Origin of the sequence: Enterococcus sp. AZ119 (genome assembly GCF_050546175.1) — a bacterium.
Lineage (GTDB): Bacteria > Bacillota > Bacilli > Lactobacillales > Enterococcaceae > Enterococcus > Enterococcus faecalis.
Genome location: NZ_CP172951.1, coordinates 60,695 through 80,403 on the forward strand (window position 1 = coordinate 60,695; position 19,709 = coordinate 80,403).

Genomic DNA, 19,709 nt, shown 5'->3' on the forward strand with positions numbered 1-19,709 from the left:
TTTTCACAAACAAATCCGCTATATTGTCCAAAAATAAAAACAATTTACAGGAAAAACATCTTATTTTAACGGAATTTACTGTTTTTTATTTAACGGATATATTATGATAGGAAAAGAAGAGCAGCGTGATGGGGGAAGGCTCTTTTTGTTGTTTGTTACTTTGACAATTGTTTGTTGCAAATGGGTTGAAACACAAGGAGGAAATTTGTGAAAAAGTTGAGCTTTAAAAAAGTGAAGTGGGGCATGCATTTTTTAATGGCTGTTGCGTTGATAGCGCCAAGCGTTACTAGTACGGCATATGCAGTAGAAACAACGAGTCAACAAAGTTCAGAAGCAGTAACAAGTACCACCGATTCAAGTAGAAAACAAGAACCAGTCATCACACAGGAAACAACAGATATCAAACAAGAAGCACCAAATCAGGCTACGAGTGACAGTGTCAAGCAGTCACAAGAAACCACGGCACCAACAGAGACGACGAATTTAGAAACGTCAACCGCTGAAAAAGAAGCAACGAGCACGCCGCAAAAAATAACAATTTTAGGTACGTCAGATGTTCATGGTCAATTATGGAATTGGTCTTATGAAGATGATAAAGAATTACCAGTTGGTTTGTCCCAAGTAAGTACAGTCGTCAACCAAGTCCGGGCACAAAACCCAGCAGGCACCGTTTTAATTGATAATGGCGACAATATTCAAGGTACTATTTTAACAGATGACTTGTATAATAAAGCGCCTTTAGTGAATGAAAAGACCCATCCAATGATTACCGCCATGAATGTGATGAAGTATGATGCAATGGTTTTGGGAAATCATGAGTTTAATTTTGGTTTACCGTTAATCCAAAAAATTCAAAAAGAAGCCACTTTTCCAATCTTGTCTGCGAATACCTACAATAAGGATGGTAGTCGTTTTGTTGAAGGGACTACCACGAAGGAACTTGATCTTAATCAAGATGGGCAGCCAGATTTAAAAGTTGGGATTATCGGCTTAACAATCCCGCACATTCCTTTGTGGGATGGCCCTCGTGTTACTTCGCTTAATTTTTTACCTTTGAAAGAAGAAGCAGAAAAAGCAGTTACTGAGTTGAAAACTAACGATCAGGCTGACATTATTGTTGCTTCGATTCATGCGGGACAACAAAATAGTGATCCGGCTGCCAGTGCCGACCAAGTAATTGAAAATGTCGCGGGGATTGATGCGTATATTCTGGGTCATGACCACCTTTCTTTTACCAAGCAAGGAGCAGCGCCGAATGGAAAAACTGTACCGGTAGGGGGACCTAAAGATACAGGAACAGAAGTTGTTAAGATTGATCTTTCAGTTGCTAAAAATGCCGATAAGTGGGAAGTGCAAGAAGGTACAGCAACGATTGTACCAACAACGAATGTTCCAGCAGATGAAGCAGTTAAGGCAGCGACAAAAGAATACCATGAAAAAACGCGAGCGTTTATTCAGGAGGAGATCGGCACAGCAACAGCTGATTTTTTACCAAAACAAGAAATTAAAGGAATTCCCGAAGCACAATTACAACCAACAGCGATGATTTCTTTAATTAATAACGTTCAAAAAGAAGTAACGGGCGCACAATTAAGTGCGGCAGCGCTGTTTAAATACGACAGTAAATTACCTGCGGGGAAGATTTCCTATGCCACGATTTTTGATATCTACAAATACCCGAATACCTTAGTGAGTGTTCCCATTAACGGTGAAAACTTACTGAAGTATTTAGAAAAACAAGGGGCGTACTATAACCAAACACAGCCAGATGATTTGACCATTAGTTTTAATCCAAACATTCGTGTATATAACTATGACATGATTTCTGGAGTGGACTACAAGATTGACATTTCAAAACCAGTGGGTGAACGAATTGTAGATGCGAAAATTGACGGCCAACCGTTGGATCCTGCCAAAGAATATACGCTTGCTATGAATAATTATCGTTACGGCGGTTTAGCTAGCCAAGGGATTCAAGTAGGGGAACCTATTAAAAATTCTGATCCAGAAACCTTACGAGGAATGATTGTTGATTATATTAAGAAAAAAGGAACGCTTGATCCAGAACAAGAAATCGAACGAAATTGGTCAATTATTGGGACAAATTTTGATGAAAAATGGCGTGCCAAAGCAATCGAATTAGTGAATGACGGCACTCTTCAAATTCCGACTTCTCCTGATGGACGTACACCAAACGCCGCCGCTATTACGAAACAAGATGTCCGTAATGCGGGCTTTGATTTAGATAATGCATATACCATTATGCACACAAATGACGTTCATGGCCGACTAGAAGCAGGGAAAGGCGAATTAGGTATGGCGCGTCTAAAAACCTTTAAAGACCAAGAAAACCCAACCTTGATGGTGGATGCAGGGGATGTTTTCCAAGGATTACCAATCTCCAATTTCTCCAAAGGCGCGGATATGGCCAAAGCAATGAATGAAGTTGGTTATGATGCCATGGCGGTGGGAAATCACGAGTTTGATTTTGGTTTAGAGATTGCACTAGGTTATAAAGACCAACTGAATTTTCCGATTTTATCTAGTAATACGTATTACAAAGATGGCAGTGGACGGGTTTTTGATCCGTATACAATCGTAGAAAAAGCCGGGAAAAAGTTTGCCATTGTAGGTGTGACGACCCCAGAAACAGCAACGAAAACACACCCGAAAAACGTGGAGAAGGTGACATTTAAAGACCCGATTCCAGAAGTAGAAGCAGTGATTAATGAAATTAAAGAGAAGTACGCGGATATTCAAGCTTTCGTGGTTACTGGGCATTTAGGCGTAGATGAAACGACGCCGCATATCTGGCGTGGTGATACGCTAGCAGAAACCCTTAGTCAAACATATCCTGAGTTAGATATTAATGTGATTGATGGACATTCGCATACAGCCGTCGAAAGTGGCAAACGTTATGGCAAAGTGATCTATGCTCAAACAGGTAATTATTTAAATAATGTTGGAATTGTCACAGCACCAGAGAATGAACCAACTAAGAAAACAGCAAAATTGATTCCAGCAGAAGAGTTGCTAGGATTGCCAGAAAACCCGGCAGTTAAAGCCATCGTTGATGAAGCACGAACGAATTTTAACGCTGAAAATGAAAAAGTAATTGTCGATTATATTCCATTCACATTGGATGGACAACGGGAAAATGTGCGCACACGAGAGACCAACTTAGGGAATTTGATTGGTGATGCGATTATGTCATATGGCCAAGACGCGTTTAGTCAACCTGCTGATTTTGCAGTAACTAATGGTGGCGGCATTCGCGCTGATATTAAGCAAGGACCGATTAAAGTTGGGGATGTCATTGCTGTGTTACCTTTTGGCAATAGCATTGCGCAAATTCAAGTAACCGGTGCTCAAGTTAAAGAAATGTTTGAAATGTCTGTTCGTTCGATTCCACAAAAAGATGAGAATGGCACAATTTTACTAGATGATGCTGGCCAACCAAAACTTGGCGCAAATGGTGGTTTCCTACATGTTTCAAGCTCCATTCGTATCCACTATGATTCCACAAAACCAGGTACTCGCTTGGCTAGTGACGAAGGCAATGAAACAGGACAAACGATTGTCGGTAGTCGCGTATTAGGAATAGAAATTAAAAATCGGCAAACGCAAAAGTTTGAACCATTGGATGAGAAGAAACAATACCGGATGGCTACCAATGATTTCTTAGCTGCTGGTGGTGATGGTTACGATATGCTAGGTGGTGAACGAGAAGAAGGGATTTCACTAGATGCTGTCTTAATTGAATACTTGAAAAGTGCAACCAGCTTGCGGTTGTATCGTGCAGCAACGACGATTGATTTAGCACAATATAAAGAACCATTCCCAGGCGAACGAATTGTTTCTATTTCGGAAGAAGCTTACAAAGAGTTAATCGGTGGAGGAGAGACGCCGAAACCAGATCCGAAACCAGATCCGAAACCAGATCCGAAACTAGATCCGAAACCAGATCCAAAACCAGACCCGAAACCAGATCCAAAACCAGATCCAAAAACAGACCCAGACCCGAAACCAGACCCAACATCAGATCCAAAATCAGACCCGAAACCAACACCAGAAACACCAGTAGCAACCAATAAACAAAACCAAGCGGGAGCAAGACAGAGCAATCCATCCGTAACAGAGAAGAAAAAGTATGGCGGCTTTTTACCTAAAACGGGTACAGAAACAGAAACGCTTGCATTATATGGTTTACTGTTCGTTGGACTTTCTTCTTCTGGCTGGTATATTTATAAACGACGTAACAAAGCTAGTTAGTCATTTTTTAAGAACCGTCCTTCGGGATTGGTTCTTTTTTTATTTTAATGCTTGCCATTTGTTTTTAATTTTAGTATTATAAGAATATTCTAAAAATTAAAAAATGAAGAGTTTTTTCTGTGAAGGGAGAAAGGCATGAAAAGTAAACGTATAAAAGGACTTATCGGGTTAAGTTTAACAACGCTGTTAGTTTTAGCTGCTTGTGGTGGTGATGGGGGAGCTGGCGCCGAAAAAGCAAAGGGCGGATCAGAGAAAACTGCCGCTAAACAAGAATTTAAAGTAGTAGTTCAACAAGAAATGCCTTCTGCAGATTTATCTTTAGGAACAGATACAATTAGTTTTACGGCACTGAATAATGCGTATGAAGGAATTTATCGTTTAGATGATAAAAGCAAGCCGCAACCAGCAGGGGCTAAAGAAAAAGTGCAAGTCAGTGATGATGGTCTGACGTACACAGTGAAACTAAGAGAAGAAGCAAAATGGTCCAATGGTGATCCTGTCACAGCTGCCGATTATGTTTTTAGTTGGCAACGTACAGCAGATCCTCAGACTGGCGCTGAGTATGCTTATTTTCTAGAAATGATTGAAAACGGTGCAGACATTGTAGCTGGTAAGAAACCAGTCTCTGAATTAGGCATTAAAGCAAACGGAGATTACGAGCTAGAAATTAAACTGGCAAAACCAACACCATATTTTGATTATTTACTGGCCTTTCCACTATTTTTCCCGCAACATCAAGCAACCGTAGAGAAATATGGCAAAGATTACGCTGCTTCCAGTGAAAAAGCAGTCTATAATGGTCCGTTTGTCTTAGCTAACTTTGAAGGGGCTGGCTCAGATACCAATTGGACTTTGGAAAAAAATGAAAACTATTGGGATAAAGACAATGTCAAATTAGATAAAATCAATTTTGATGTTGTCAAGGAGGCGCCAACTGCCTTGAACTTATTTCAAGATGGTCAAGCAGACGATGTTATTTTAAGTGGCGAATTGGCCCAGCAAATGGCGAAGGATCCAGAATTGGTTATCGAAAAAGAAGCACGAACCAGCTATTTGGAATTTAATCAGCGAGATAAAAATTCACCGTATAATAATGTGAATTTACGCAAAGCAATTTCAGCAGCGATTGATCGCAACGCATTAGTAGATAAAATTTTAGGCGACGGCTCAGTAGTCGCTACCGGCTTAATTCCAGAAGGGATGTCGTATTCGCCGACAGATGACACAGATTTTGCTGATGAAAATAAAAAAATTGTTGAATATAGCCCAGAAAAAGCAAAAGAATATTGGGCAAAAGCGAAGAAAGAATTGGGCATAACAACACTCAAAATGGATATTGTTGCCGATGATGTCGATTCTACGAAAAAGTTAGCGGAATATATTCAAGGTACGTTAAAGGATACTTTAGAGGGCATTGATGTAACAGTGAGCCCAGTGCCGTTTTCAGTTCGAATTGATCGAGGTAGTCGCGGCGATTTTGAGACAATCTTAGGTGGTTGGGCTGCGGATTACGCAGATCCAAGTAGTTTCTTAGACCTTTTTGTTACTGGTAATAACTATAATCGCGGGCGTTTTTCAAGTAAAGCCTACGATGAGTTGATCGAGGCTTCAGCTACAAGAGATGCTTCAGATCTTGAAAAACGTTGGGAAGACATGGTTAAGGCTGAGAAGTTATTGATTGGTGAAGAGACCGCTTTAGCACCACTTTATCAAAAGGCGACTGCCCATCTACGCAGTAAAGAAGTGAAAGGCGTCGTTGCCCATGGTGCGGGCGCACAATATGATTATAAGTGGACATATATAACAGAAGAGTAGTTAAAAAGAGACACAGAATAGTCAAATCGACTGTTCTGTGTCTCTTTTAATCAAAATATTTCTGCTGTTCTTCTTTTAATTTTTCTGGGGTCACATCTTCACCAGTAGGATCATAAATAGTGACGCCCATTAATGTTTTATTGAATTGTTCACGAATGGTCCGCAAATATTCTTGTCGCAAATCGACACGAAGAGCTTGTTCTTCAGATGTTAAACCTTGTTCACGCTCTTTTTGTGCAAGCATATTAATTCTTTTTAAAACCTCTAACATTTCTCATTTCCTTTCTATAATAATTCTTTTGCTAGGCGTTCAAATGATTGAAAGCGCGTTTGTTTGTCATAACCTGGGGTGATTAGCATCGCTTCTGTCAACCCTAGTTCTTCTTGTTGGTGGAAAAACTCCGCAACTTCTTGGCTACTGCCAATGACAAAGCGTTGTTTATTTTGTTCTAAAACCAGTTTGTCCATTTCACTGTAAGGGAAAGCTAGGGCTTCTTCTGGCGATAAAAATTTATTTGGAAGCCCATGTTCGGTGGCAAAGATATAATGCTCGAAACTAGCCGCATGGTATTCTGCTTCTTCTTTCGTGTCGGCGGCAAAAGTGAAATACGCAGCGCTCACTTGCGGCTCTTGTTGTTCAGTTACTGGTCGGAAATGCTTGTAATATGCGGACAATACTTCTTTGGGCAAATGTCCATGAATAAACTGCGCAAAGGAAAAATTAATGCCATATTCACCAGCTGAACGTGCGCTTTCTTTGCTAGCACCTAGTAACCAGGGTTGTGGTAATAGAACTTCCCGCGGAACAGCTGAAATTTTAGAATATAAATGATCTTCAGGAAATTCCTCTCTTAAAAAGAGTAAAATTTCAGGTAATTTATCAAATTGGTCTAGCTGTGGTGGCTGACCATTATTTAACGCTAACGTAGTCAAAGGGCTGCCGCCAGGCGAGCGGCCCATGCCTAAATCGATTCGATCAGGATATAAAGCTGCTAATGTTTTAAACGTTTCTGCGACTTTAAATGGCGCATAATGCATGGTCATGATGCCACCCGCGCCAACACGAATTTGTTCGGTGGCACTAGCAATATGTGCAACTAAAATTTCTGGCGTTGCACTGGCAAAGGCGTCTGAGCCGTGATGTTCGGCATACCAAATTCTTGTGTAACCAAGTTTTTCCGCTAATTGAGCGAGCTCTTTGGCTTCTTGTAATGTGTCGCTTGCTGATTGATTTTTAGGAACCGTTAATTGATCTAAGATACTTAATTTCATGTATGTAGTCTCCTTCTTGGTTATTTTTTTGAAGCTACCGCTATTATCACGCAAGCATGTCAAAAAAAACAGTACGCACTTTTTAATTCCCTAGTGAGCGAAAAGTAACAAATAGATGTAGCCAAGGTCGATGATAAAAAATTCTCCGCTATGGCTTTTTGATGCTTTGTGTTAAAATGGAACATATGTACGCAATCAGCAATTGGAAAGGTGACAACATGTACGAATATATTATTGGAAAAGTAACGTTTGTTAGCCCATACTATATTGTCGTTGAAACAAATGGCATTGGCTATCAGATTTCAGTCGATAACCCGTACCGCTATTCAGGAAAAATGGATACGGACATTAAACTATATCTTCACCAAGTCGTGCGGGAAGATGCACAGCTATTATTTGGTTTTGGCAGTTTAGAAGAAAAACAATTGTTCTTAAAATTAATCAGTGTCTCTGGAATTGGCCCTAAAAGTGGTTTAGCTATCATGGCTTCTGTGGCTGATCATGGTGGTTTAATCAATGCAATTGAAGGGGAAGATGTTACATATTTAACGAAGTTCCCAGGTGTTGGCAAGAAAACAGCCCAACAAATGATTTTAGATTTAAAAGGAAAACTAGGCGAATTAGAGTCTTCCGAAGCAGCGGTGGCTGCCATGACCGCAACCGAAGCGGTGACAACAAGCAATCAAGCATTGGCAGAAGCGTTAGAAGCATTAAGTGCCCTAGGCTACAGTGACCGAGAGATTAAGCGTATCACTAAGCAATTGGAAGCGTTAGGTGAGACAACGACAGATGTTTATTTGAGCAATGCGTTAAAATTCATGATGAAACGCTAAGGAGGAATAACGATGACAGAAGAAGAACGGTTGCTTTCAGCTGCAAGTCAAGAAGCAGAAGCTTCAATTGAAAAATCGTTACGTCCACAATTTTTAGCACAATATATTGGTCAAGATAAAGTAAAACAAGAACTAACGATTTATATTGAAGCGGCGAAAAATCGGAATGAAGCGTTGGATCATACCCTTCTTTATGGTCCGCCAGGTTTAGGGAAAACGACAATGGCGATGGTCATCGCCAATGAAATGAATGTGAACATTCGTACCACAAGTGGACCAGCCATCGAACGGGCGGGAGATTTAGTCGCTATTTTGAACGAATTAGAGCCTGGCGATGTGTTATTTATCGATGAAATTCATCGTTTGCCGCGAGTTGTGGAAGAAATGCTGTATTCCGCAATGGAAGATTTTTACATTGATATCATGGTCGGTCAAGGAACCACGGCACATCCCGTTCATTTTCCGTTACCGCCTTTTACTTTAGTGGGCGCTACCACACGGGCAGGGATGCTTTCAGCGCCATTACGAGATCGTTTTGGGATTATTTCTCACATGGAGTATTATCAAGAGCAGGATTTAAAAGAAATCGTTCTCCGTTCCGCGGATATTTTTCAAACGGAGATTTTTGAGGAAGGTGCCTTTGAAATTGCGCGCCGCTCAAGAGGAACCCCCCGAATTGCTAATCGTTTGTTAAAACGTGTCCGTGATTTTGCCCAAGTCCAATCAGATGGCAAAATCGATCGAGCGATTGCAGACAAAGCGTTAACCTTACTGCAAGTGGACCATCAAGGCTTGGATTATGTCGATCAAAAATTGTTGAAAACAATGATTGATTTATACGGCGGCGGTCCAGTTGGTTTAAGTACCTTGTCTGTAAACATCGGTGAAGAAACCGAAACGGTGGAAGATATGTATGAACCCTATCTTATTCAAAAAGGTTTCATTAAACGAACACCACGAGGACGAATTGCAACGCCATTTGCGTATGCACATTTTGGGTATGATTATTTAGAGGGTCGTAAAAATTAAAAATAAGTCAAAAGAAAGCAAGCCTTAACCGCTTGCTTTCTTTTGTTTCACGTGAAACGTTTGTTCTTATTTAGAAGAGTGGCATATTTCAGCTGTTGTAGGTATACTGTGTTTGTAATCGCTTTTAAATTGGAGGGATCAATGTTGAATAAAGAAATCAAAGGGGCATTAATTGTTTCTTGCCAAGCGTTGGCAGACGAACCGTTGCATAGTTCTTTTATCATGTCCAAGATGGCTTTGGCCGCTAAACAAGGAGGGGCTAAAGGTATTCGAGCAAATTCTGTGGTAGACATTCGAGCAATCCGGAAAGAGGTTGATTTACCAATCATTGGGATTATTAAACGAGATTATCCTGATGCAGAAGTATATATTACTGCAACTATGCGTGAGGTAGATGAATTAATGGCTGTTCAGCCAGAAATTATCGCTCTCGATGCAACCCATTCGAAACGACCAAATGGCGAAACGTTAGCCACATTTTTCAAAAGAATAAAAGAAAAGTATCCTAACCAAGAATGGATGGCGGATTGTTCCACACTGGAAGAGATGATTGAAGCGGCGGAGTTAGGTTTTGATTATATTGGCACAACGTTAGTCGGCTATACGCCGCAAAGTGAAAATCAGCGGATTGAACAAAATGATTTTGAACTGTTAAGAGAAGCAAAGAAGCATTTTACTACACCAATTATTGCAGAAGGAATGATTGATACGCCAGCAAAAGTCCAACGTGTTCTGGAGCTAGGTGCTTATAGCGTGGTGGTGGGATCTGTTATTACACGACCGCAAAAAATTACTGAAAAATTTGTGGAAGCTACGAAAATAAAACAGAATCAAGCATAAACTAAATACACTATCGATACACTCGTTATTTTTTGATCAATACACTTCGATACGGTCGCTTTTTTTCTAGAGAAAGTTGAATCTTCCAATAATAAAAAGGGATACACTCCGTTTGGCATAGTCCTTGCTGATAATAAATCAGTGTATAAAGCGCTATCATTTTTATAGGAGGGGTTTTATGAAGGGTTTATCAAAAAAGAAACGGGTGTCTACTTGGTTAGCGTTAGGAATCACCGTAGTCAGCTGTTTTGCGTTAAGCGGGGAAGTGCAAGCAAGTGTTGAAAGAACAAAAGTTGATGAATTTGCAAATGTTTTAGATGTGAGTGCATCACCAACCGAACGGACGAATGGCGTATACGATACCAATTATTTTAATAATTTTTCTGATTTAGGTGCATGGCATGGCTACTATTTACCTGAAAAAAGCAATAAAGAGCTACTGGGTGGTTTTGCGGGGCCATTGATTATTGCGGAAGAATATCCAGTAAACTTGGCGGCAAGTTTAAACAAATTAACGGTCAAAAATAAAAAAACGGGAGAAACCTATGATTTAAGCCAAAGCAATCGCATGGACCTGTCTTATTATCCTGGGCGCCTAGAGCAAATCTATGAATTAGACGATCTAACGATTCATTTAGCTTTAATTTTTGTCAGCAATCGAACGGCGCTTATCCAAACGACACTTGAAAACACTGGTGAAGAGCCCTTGTCACTTGAAGCAAGCTGGACAGGTGCGGTCTTTGATAAAATTCAAGAGGGAACGGAAACCTTAGATATTGGCACTCGTTTAACTGCTAAAGACAATGACATTCAAGTGAATTTTGGTGAAGTCAGAGAAACGTGGAATTATTTTGCTACGAAAGACACAAAATATACGATTCATCATGCGGATAAAGTTTCAACAAAAATTGATAATCGGAATTATACAGCAACCGCTGAACCAATTGAATTGAAGCCTAAACAAACGTACAACACCTATACGACAGAAAGCTATACTTTTACAAAAGAAGAAGAGGCAAAGGAACAACAACAAGCACCCGAATATACCAAAAATGCGGCGCGCTATTTCAAAGAGAACAAGCAAAGATGGCAAGGATATCTAGATAAAACGTTTGATCAAAAGAAAACAGCAGAATTTCCTGAATATCAAAATGCGCTAGTCAAATCGATTGAAACGATTAATACCAATTGGCGAAGTGCGGCAGGTGCCTTTAAGCATGACGGGATTGTTCCGTCCATGTCTTATAAATGGTTTATTGGTATGTGGGCTTGGGATTCGTGGAAAGCGGATGTAGCAACGGCTGATTTTAATCCTGAGTTAGCTAAAAATAATATGCGGGCCTTGTTTGATTATCAAATTCAAAAAGATGATACCGTACGTCCACAAGATGCAGGAGCGATCATTGATGCTGTCTTTTACAATCAAGACAGTGCGCGTGGTGGTGAAGGTGGCAACTGGAATGAACGAAATTCTAAACCACCATTGGCTGCATGGGCAGTTTGGCATATTTATCAAGAAACCAAAGATAAGGAATTTTTAAAAGAAATGTATCCCAAACTTGTGGCTTATCATAATTGGTGGTATACCAACAGAGACCACAATAAAAATGGGATAGCAGAATATGGAAGCATGGTCAGTGATGCTCACTGGCAAAAAGACGACAAGGATCAAATCATTAAAGATAAAAATGGCCAACCTAAAGTGGACGATGATGCTGTTATTGAAGCAGCCGCATGGGAAAGTGGCATGGATAACGCTACACGGTTTGACAAAGAAGGTGTGGGCAAAGGCGACGTTGGAGTTAAAGTTTTTGAAAACAAAAATAAAGGAAAAGTAGTGGGGTATTCGATTAATCAAGAATCAGTGGATTTGAATGCGTATCTCTACGCTGAAAAGGGCTATTTAGCTTCGATAGCAGAGGAACTAGGCAAAAAAGAGGACTATAAGAACTATCAAAAAGAAGCGAAGAAACTAAAAAAATATATTCAAGAAAATATGTTTGATGAAAAAACGGGCTTCTTCTATGACTTACAAATAAATGAAGACGGCTCGAAAACAAAATTGTTAGTCAATCGTGGCAAAGGAACAGAAGGCTGGTTGCCGCTCTGGGCAAAAGTAGCGACCAAAGAACAGGCGGCGGCAGTTAAGAAAAACATGATGAATCAAGAAATGTTCAATACCTTTATGCCATTCCCAACGGCATCTAAAGACAATGAAAAATTTGCTGCAACGAAATATTGGCGGGGACCAGTTTGGCTTGATCAAGCCTTGTTTGGTGTAGAAGCTCTTCAAAACTATGACTATACAAAAGAAGCGAAAGAAATGACACAAAAACTCTTCTTACATGCCGAAGGATTGATGGGAGAAGGACCTATTCATGAAAATTATGATCCACTAACAGGGAAGGGCCTAAGTACGAAAAACTTTAGTTGGTCAGCGGCAGCGTACTATTTACTGTATAAAAACACCTTATTAAGTAATAACCCCACAACGCAAACCGCTTTTGAAATAAAATAGAAAAACAGCTCTTGAGAAAATATCTCTCAAGAGCTATTTTTTTTCTTCACTTGCTACAATCTGTTTCCTTCTGATTTAATTAAATGTAATTTATTTGTTTAAATAAATATATTTAATATAATTAAATAAAATATCTAAAAATAAACGATATGTACTTTTATTAAAAATGTTATTTAATAAAAATGAAATAGATATTCAATGAAATTGATTGTACAATGGTTAATGAAGAGTGTGTTTAACGGAATAGTGTAATAAGGAATAAGCTGATATCAAAACCAAACATATGCAAAACCTCCTTCTCTGTTAGCTATATTGACTTCTATTATAGAACATTTCTTTTGGTTTTTTCAAGGGAAGTTAAGTATATAAGTTTTTATGATTATCAAAATATTACAATATTATAATTACTGAAATAATAAAAATGAATATTTTGAAATATTTATTAATGTTTTCGCTGATTTTGTTTAATTTGTACAGGTATTGTTGGATCTTTAAGTTAATAAAAAAATAATATTTAATATTATTTTCATTATAAAAGGGGGATATTATGGATGTGCTAGGTGCTCTAAAATATTTTAGAAAAAAGAAAAAAATTGCTCAGAAAGATGTTTTGCCAAAAAAGGGGAAACAAACCTATCGAAGAATCGAAATTGGTGAAGCCAAGCTAAGTTACGAGGATTTAATGACGGCGTTGCAGTCACTGGGGATTACCTTTAATGAATTTTTTTTTATGGTATCTGATACGAGAATCATGGCTTCTTCAGAAGTCAAACATCAAATTGAGTGTTGTCAACTGGGGTTGAACAATACAAGTGAAAAAAAGAATCTCATTCATTATTTTTATCAATTAGAGCGCAATCCTCATAAAAATGCGTTGGAAATGTCTATTTATACAGATATTAAATTAACGTTTAGTAATGATTGGGAGGAAATTCCAGAATTTGATGAAACCGATCGAATGGTAATTCTCGCGCTTATCTCTAGCAAAAGCTACTATACATACTACGATTATCAAATGGTGACTAATCCTGCCGCCTTGTTTTCTGAAAACGAAGTCCTTCAAATTCTTGAGCAGATGTTTCCCGTCAAAGATGCTGAATTACGTGATACCCAAACATTAAATGTCGCCTATGGTTTTTACCTAAATATCATTACAGCGCAACTTTATAAGAAAAATTATGCGAAAGCCCGGGAATATTTAGCGCTAATGAGTGTTACCACGATTCCTGCTGAAATCTACTATATTCATTTTAACTTACGTTACTTAAAAAACCTTACGTATTATCTGTACACTGGCAAAATGAGATATTATAAAGAAGTAATCGCCGTTATTGATATGATTGAAAGCTTTGGCGATGTACGTTTGGCGGAAGGCATGAAAAAAGAAATGCTTCAGCTGACGGCTGGTCGGACATTTAATTTAGAAAAAGGTCAGTTTCCATTGAATATTGTCACTGAAAAATAAAAAGCACCCCCCGCAAGGTCAAACTTGCGGGGGGTGCTGATGTTAAACAATAATGTTATCTCTAATCATATCTAAATCTTTAATCAAAATTTTGCGGTTACGTAGTTCAATTGCCCCTAACTCTTTTAGTTGCTGCATCATCCGGTTAACGCTACTAGCAGAAGTTATCCCACAAAAATGTGCAATTTCTTCATTGGTCACCACGAAATCAATTAAAATACCTTCCTCTGTTTCTACGCCAAATGAATCGTACATTTCATAGATTTGTGTACAAACGGCCCCAAATTTGCCATTCATCAACATTTGCTGCATCTTTTTCATGGAATGCATTAAACGGTCCCGATAGTATTCTTTGACATACATTTGCAAGTCTTTACTATTATTGATATCCCGCCAAAATTGAACACGGTCGATTTGGTAAAGTTCTGCTTGTGGAGATTCGATGCGAATATTAAAAGGTGCATCAATAAATTCTGAATATTCATCACGTAGCAATGAAACAATTTCCAAATTGTTGATATAACGTAAATTAAATTCACGACCGTCTTTGGAAATAACGCTAGTTTTGATGATGCCACTTTTTAAAATATAGGCATAACGATCTTGCAGTCCTTCATAAGTTAAATAATTTTTCTTCTTTTTTACAACGACTCGAAAGGAATGTTCATCTAAGTAGTCTTGTAAAACATTTCTCATTGGCGGTAACTCCTCAATTATCTCTAAATATTTTTGTTTTTGCCTGTTGGGCTTCTTTCTTATTTAAGCGAATTGGACATCATATGTCAATAACAAATGTTGATAAAAAAGGTCAATTAAACGCTATTTTGAAAAATAAAATCAGCTTTTAGATAATTTTGCCAAAAATTTCGCTTAATGAGTATTAAAAATATTTTTTTTATTTTATGTGCTCAAATATTTTTCAAAAAGAAAAAATTGTATTAAGGTAATAGTAGAAAGGGAGGAGATTTAATGACAGAACCAAACTTAAAAGACCCAAGAAAGTTATTTTATAGTGATGGATTTCCGCAACAAGATCAAGAAACTCCCGCATTACAGGACAAAATGGTCCCTAAACCAGATTGTGGGGAAGACAGCTATGTCGGAAATCACAAATTAGAAAATCGTCGGGTATTAATTACAGGCGGTGATTCTGGGATTGGACGAGCTGCGGCGATTGCTTTTGCTCGTGAAGGCGCAGATATCGCCTTACATTTTTTCCCAGGTGAAGAAAAAGACGCCGAAGAAGTGGCGCACTATATACGAGAAGCTGGCCGAAAAGTCGTTCTTTTGCCAGCAGATTTAAGAGATAAACAGGCACCTGAAGAATTGGTTGCACAAGCTCATGAAGCATTAGGCGGCTTGGATACCCTCGTTTTAAATGCAGCCCAACAAATTTCCTGTGCCGCTATTGAAGAATTACCAATGGAACAAGTGATAGACACTTTCCATGTCAATATTATTGCGATGTTTGGCATTGTCAAAGCAGCAGTGCCTCACTTGCCTGCCGGAAGTAGTATTGTGACAACGACTTCCGTCCAAGCCTTTAATCCCAGTGAGCATTTGTTGGATTATGCAGCAACGAAGGCATCAATTGCCAACTTTACCGTTGGTTTAGCAAAACAACTGGCACCAAAAGGCATTCGGGTAAATGGCGTGGCTCCAGGACCAATCTGGACACCGTTACAGTTAGATCATGGACAACCAATTGAAGAGTTGCCAGAATTTGGGCAACATTCTTTACTGGAACGTGCGGGTCAGCCTGCTGAATTAGCCCCTGTTTATGTTTTCTTGGCGTCCAATGATGCAAGTTATGTTACGGCTCAAGTTTATGGCGTAACTGGTGGAGAAGCAATTAATCTTTAGGAGGGATGTTCCGTGAATAAAGTTGTTAAAATACTTTTGCTTCTAGGTTCACTGATTTTAATGGCATTATTTGGCGCGGTGGCCATCACCACTTGGTCAGCCGATACAGCTTGGCAACCACCAGATAATGTCCAATGGTTCTTGCAAGACAACGAGTACGCACGTCAAGCAATCTTTTGGGTAGCGCTGGTTTTACTAGGAATTATGCTCTTTCTCTTTTTATTCATTCTTTTATTCCCAAGAAGAAAAGGCACGTTTGAATTAAAAGAAGAGCAAGGAAAGTTAGTGTTACACCGTAAAGCCATCGAAGGATTTGTACGCTCTAGCTTGCAAGACAGTGACTTTCTGGAAGCACCAACCATTCGTGTAAAGGCGACAAAACGGCGCATTAAGGTCAATGTTAAAGGCACACTGAAACGAACGGCAGATTTAATTGGACAAACAGAAGCTTGGTCAAAAACAATGGAAGAACGGCTTGCTCGTTTGGTGGGAACTGGTCACAAGATTACGATTGATGTTCATTTTGAAGATATTCAATCAATGAAACGACCACAACAACAGCAAACACAAGCACGTGTGGAGTAGGAGGGATGTACAATGGTTGAATGGATAAAACAATATGCCGTTCCGTTAATTGGTGGCCTAGTCGGCTTGGTTTTTGCAATCTTGTTTCTGTCAATCGGCTTCTTTAAAACATTGTTAGTAGTACTCCTGACAGGACTAGGTATTTGGCTAGGTTTGTATTTGGAACAGACAGGCATTGTCAAAAATTATTTTCATCATAAATAGGAGGTTTTGGCTATGGAAAATGCAAATGTATCGATTGTTAAAGGTGAGTTGACGTTTGAGGATAAAGTAATCCAAAAAATTATTGGCATTGCTTTGGAAGAAGTCGACGGTTTGTTAACTGTGGACGGTGGTTTTTTCTCGAATTTACGAGATAAAATGATTAACAGTGAAGATGTTACAACAGGCATTCACACCGAGGTCGGCAAAAAACAAGTCGCAGTGGATATGGACATTGTAGCCGAATACGGGAAAGATATCGAGACCATTTATGATCAAATGAAAGAGGTTATTACTCGCGAAGTCCAACAAATGACTCACTTGGAAGTAATCGAAGTCAATGTCAACGTAGTAGATATCAAAACACAAGCAGAGTACCAAGAAGAAAGTGAAACGGTCCAAGATAAACTTGGCAACGCCGCTGAAGCGACAGGTAGTTTTATGTCAAAACAAACCAACAAAGCCAAACATGCGGTAACTAAAGGCAAGACAAAAGTCAAAGAAAACACGGCACCTCGTGTTCAATAATTGGTTATTATTTTATTAAAAATAAAGCAATAATAGAAGAAACTAGGAGGAATGAACCATGAGTAACGAAAAATTCAATAATGTACCAAAACCAGCAGGAAACGGACCACACACACCAGAAGATCATGCAATCAAAGGTGAATTAACATTTGAAGATAAAGTCGTTCAAAAAATTATCGGTTTAGCCTTAGAAAATGTCGATGGTCTATTAACAGTCGATGGCGGCTTTTTCTCAAATATTGCTGAAAAATTAGTAAACACAGATAACGTCACAGCTGGTATTGATACCGAAGTTGGTAAAAAACAAGTCGCTGTTGATATGGATATCGTAGTAGAATACGGCAAAGATATTCAAGACATTTACGAAAAAATGAAAGAATTAATCAGCCGTGAAGTGAAAAAAATGACCCACTTAGATGTGATTGAAGTGAATGTTAACGTAGTTGATATCAAATCAAAAGAAGAATACGAAGAAGATAGCGAAACGGTTCAAGATAAAGTCACAGGCGCTGCCAAAAGTACCGGTGAATTTGCTTCTGAACAAACAGAAAAAGCAAAAAAAGCTGTGAATAAAGGAACAGAACAAGTCAAAGAAAACATGGAACCACGTGTAGAATAAACGGTTAAAAGGAGGAAACAATCATGGGCTTTATTTGGGCATTAATTGTCGGTGGTGTCATTGGGGCAATCGCTGGAGCAATTACTAAAAAAGGATCATCGATGGGCATTATTGCCAATATCATTGCAGGGTTAGTTGGTTCAACAATTGGTCAAGCCATTTTAGGCACATGGGGACCAAGCTTAGCTGGGATGGCTATTGTGCCATCGATTATCGGGGCAGTGATTTTAGTTGCCATCGTTTCATGGATTTTAGGACGAAAATAGAGAAAGTTTAAAAAAATAGGGCATAAGTCGTTTCGGCTTATGCCCTATTTTTCTTTTTCTATGTATGAGGAAGTTTCGTATGAAAAGTAAATTTTGAGCAATTAGCCAAGAGCTTATTTTAATTAAAATCATTAGTCATTTTGGCTTTTCAACAAAAATCAACAACATTTGTTGAAGTTATTTGTAGATAACGTTTATCATTCACAAATTTACATTTTTTTGTAACGGATATCTCGTATAGTAATAACTGCAAATGAATTTCAGAAAATTTTTTGATAAGTCATCAAAGTGAGGGGATAGCGGTCTTTTATTGAAAAATAGCAACACAAAATAAACAGAACAAAAGAGAGAGGAATTCAAAGAATTATGACAGAACAAACACCAACAAAGCTTTTGAATAAAGGCTTTATCAGTATTACAGTGATTAATTTCATTGTCTATCTTGTTTATTATTTATTAATGGTTATTATTGCGGTGATTGCGCAAGATAGCTTACACGCTACTTTAGGTCAAGCGGGTTTGGCCTCAGGAATTTACATCATCGGGACATTGCTTGCACGACTTTTCATGGGGAAACTCCTTGAACTGATTGGGCGCAAACAAGTCTTACGTTATGGGGCTTTGTTTTATCTTTTAACGACTGTTGCGTATATGTATATGCCAAGTATGGGCATTCTTTATCTGGTCCGTTTTTTAAATGGATTTGGTTACGGAACCGTTTCGACAGCGACCAACGCAATTGTTACCGCCTATATCCCTAAAAACAAAAAAGGGGAAGGGATCAATTATTATGGTTTGAGTACTAGTTTAGCAGCCGGCATTGGGCCATTTATTGGGATGTTATTGTTAAATGTTTCCAACTTCCATGTCATTATTAACTTTTCAATTATTTTAATTTTGTTAACAACCATTGCTTGCTTCATTTTCCCAGTGAAAAATATTGAGTTAACACCTGAACATCGTGAAGCTTTATCTAAATGGAATTTTGATAGTTTTGTTGAAAAGAAAGTTTTATTTATTACATTTATCGCCTTTTTAATGGGTCTTGCTTATTCAAGTGTTTTATCTTTCTTATCTTCTTATGTCAAAGTAATCGATTTAGTTGACGTCAGCACCTTCTTCTTTATCGTCTATGCGGTCGTGATTACCTTAACACGTCCATCGACAGGTCGGATTTTCGATGTCAAAGGTGAACGCTACGTCATGTATCCGAGCTACATTTTCTTAACACTAGGCTTATTCTTATTAAGTATGACTACGTCTGGTTGGATGTTATTAGTTTCAGGTGGGTTAATTGGCTTAGGTTATGGTACTTTCATGTCAAATGGCCAAGCGGTTTGTCTTCAAGAAAGCCCAAGTCCTCACCGTATCGGGATTGCTTTATCGACTTATTTCATCGGTTTAGACCTTGGATTAGGGGTTGGTCCGTACGTTTTAGGTGAATTACGTAACTTTATGTCATTCCAACAAATGTACTTCTTAGCAGGCTGTATCCCAATCGTTTGTACTATTTTATATATGGTCTTCCACAAAGCTAAAAATGATGCCAAAGATTTGTCTCTTGAAACGATTGAAGAGATTGAACACGGCTCAGAACTATAAA

The 19,709-nt window shown here is 38.6% G+C and carries 17 protein-coding genes; 14 read left to right on the forward strand and 3 right to left on the reverse strand.

Annotated features, from left to right (window positions below):
* Positions 1-207 precede the first annotated feature (207 nt).
* Both IGL37_RS00265 and IGL37_RS00270 read left to right on the forward strand, forming a co-directional pair.
* Positions 208-4,272, forward strand: coding sequence for a 5'-nucleotidase C-terminal domain-containing protein (locus IGL37_RS00265; RefSeq protein WP_033918158.1), 4,065 nt, complete (start codon positions 208-210; stop codon positions 4,270-4,272).
* A 135-nt stretch (positions 4,273-4,407) separates the two neighbouring features.
* The gene (locus tag IGL37_RS00270) at positions 4,408-6,087 is read left to right on the forward strand and encodes a peptide ABC transporter substrate-binding protein (protein ID WP_033918157.1); all 1,680 of its coding nucleotides are present in this window, start codon (positions 4,408-4,410) and stop codon (positions 6,085-6,087) included.
* Positions 6,088-6,133: 46 nt separating this feature from the next.
* Here IGL37_RS00270 and IGL37_RS00275 read toward each other — a convergent pair whose 3' ends face one another.
* Both IGL37_RS00275 and IGL37_RS00280 read right to left on the reverse strand, forming a co-directional pair.
* Positions 6,134-6,358 (reverse strand): DUF896 domain-containing protein, encoded by a 225-nt coding sequence (locus IGL37_RS00275; protein ID WP_033918156.1) that lies wholly within the window; start codon positions 6,356-6,358, stop codon positions 6,134-6,136.
* A 14-nt stretch (positions 6,359-6,372) separates the two neighbouring features.
* The gene (locus IGL37_RS00280; RefSeq protein ID WP_033918155.1) at positions 6,373-7,359 is read right to left on the reverse strand and encodes an LLM class flavin-dependent oxidoreductase; all 987 of its coding nucleotides are present in this window, start codon (positions 7,357-7,359) and stop codon (positions 6,373-6,375) included.
* A 218-nt stretch (positions 7,360-7,577) separates the two neighbouring features.
* Here IGL37_RS00280 and ruvA point away from each other — a divergent pair, with 218 nt between their 5' ends.
* The 5 genes from ruvA to IGL37_RS00305 all read left to right on the forward strand — a co-directional run bounded on the left by ruvA (position 7,578) and on the right by IGL37_RS00305 (position 14,044).
* A complete protein-coding gene (gene ruvA, locus IGL37_RS00285; protein ID WP_002359241.1) occupies positions 7,578-8,192 on the forward strand; it encodes a Holliday junction branch migration protein RuvA in 615 nt (204 codons plus the stop codon).
* 12 nt (positions 8,193-8,204) lie between these two features.
* Entirely contained in the window at positions 8,205-9,221 is a 1,017-nt protein-coding gene (gene ruvB / locus IGL37_RS00290; protein WP_002381340.1) for a Holliday junction branch migration DNA helicase RuvB, read from the forward strand.
* A gap of 141 nt (positions 9,222-9,362) precedes the next feature.
* Positions 9,363-10,061, forward strand: coding sequence for an N-acetylmannosamine-6-phosphate 2-epimerase (locus tag IGL37_RS00295; RefSeq protein ID WP_002370615.1), 699 nt, complete (start codon positions 9,363-9,365; stop codon positions 10,059-10,061).
* A 178-nt stretch (positions 10,062-10,239) separates the two neighbouring features.
* Positions 10,240-12,579, forward strand: a complete 2,340-nt coding sequence (gene ygjK / locus IGL37_RS00300; protein WP_002401632.1) for an alpha-glucosidase — start codon at positions 10,240-10,242, stop codon at positions 12,577-12,579.
* Positions 12,580-13,126: 547 nt separating this feature from the next.
* Positions 13,127-14,044: a helix-turn-helix domain-containing protein gene (locus tag IGL37_RS00305; protein WP_002370616.1), complete on the forward strand. Its 918-nt coding sequence runs from the start codon at positions 13,127-13,129 to the stop codon at positions 14,042-14,044.
* Between the two features lie 42 nt (positions 14,045-14,086).
* Here IGL37_RS00305 and IGL37_RS00310 read toward each other — a convergent pair whose 3' ends face one another.
* Positions 14,087-14,740 (reverse strand): Crp/Fnr family transcriptional regulator, encoded by a 654-nt coding sequence (locus tag IGL37_RS00310; protein ID WP_002356081.1) that lies wholly within the window; start codon positions 14,738-14,740, stop codon positions 14,087-14,089.
* A gap of 273 nt (positions 14,741-15,013) precedes the next feature.
* On the opposite strand from IGL37_RS00310, the gene IGL37_RS00315 reads away from it, so the two are divergent.
* From IGL37_RS00315 to IGL37_RS00345, 7 genes are all read left to right on the forward strand, one after another.
* Complete coding sequence (locus IGL37_RS00315) at positions 15,014-15,907, forward strand: SDR family oxidoreductase (RefSeq protein ID WP_002361496.1); 894 nt, start codon at positions 15,014-15,016, stop codon at positions 15,905-15,907.
* A gap of 12 nt (positions 15,908-15,919) precedes the next feature.
* The gene (gene amaP / locus IGL37_RS00320) at positions 15,920-16,492 is read left to right on the forward strand and encodes an alkaline shock response membrane anchor protein AmaP (protein ID WP_002381343.1); all 573 of its coding nucleotides are present in this window, start codon (positions 15,920-15,922) and stop codon (positions 16,490-16,492) included.
* Positions 16,493-16,504: 12 nt separating this feature from the next.
* On the forward strand, positions 16,505-16,696 hold the full coding sequence (locus tag IGL37_RS00325; protein ID WP_002356087.1) for a DUF2273 domain-containing protein: 192 nt from the start codon (positions 16,505-16,507) through the stop codon (positions 16,694-16,696).
* A gap of 12 nt (positions 16,697-16,708) precedes the next feature.
* Positions 16,709-17,221 (forward strand): Asp23/Gls24 family envelope stress response protein, encoded by a 513-nt coding sequence (locus tag IGL37_RS00330; protein WP_002383483.1) that lies wholly within the window; start codon positions 16,709-16,711, stop codon positions 17,219-17,221.
* A 58-nt stretch (positions 17,222-17,279) separates the two neighbouring features.
* Positions 17,280-17,840, forward strand: coding sequence for an Asp23/Gls24 family envelope stress response protein (locus IGL37_RS00335; RefSeq protein ID WP_002356090.1), 561 nt, complete (start codon positions 17,280-17,282; stop codon positions 17,838-17,840).
* A gap of 23 nt (positions 17,841-17,863) precedes the next feature.
* Entirely contained in the window at positions 17,864-18,106 is a 243-nt protein-coding gene (locus IGL37_RS00340; RefSeq protein ID WP_002356092.1) for a GlsB/YeaQ/YmgE family stress response membrane protein, read from the forward strand.
* 366 nt (positions 18,107-18,472) lie between these two features.
* Positions 18,473-19,708, forward strand: coding sequence for an MFS transporter (locus tag IGL37_RS00345; RefSeq protein WP_002356101.1), 1,236 nt, complete (start codon positions 18,473-18,475; stop codon positions 19,706-19,708).
* The last annotated feature ends 1 nt before the right edge of the window (position 19,709 follow it).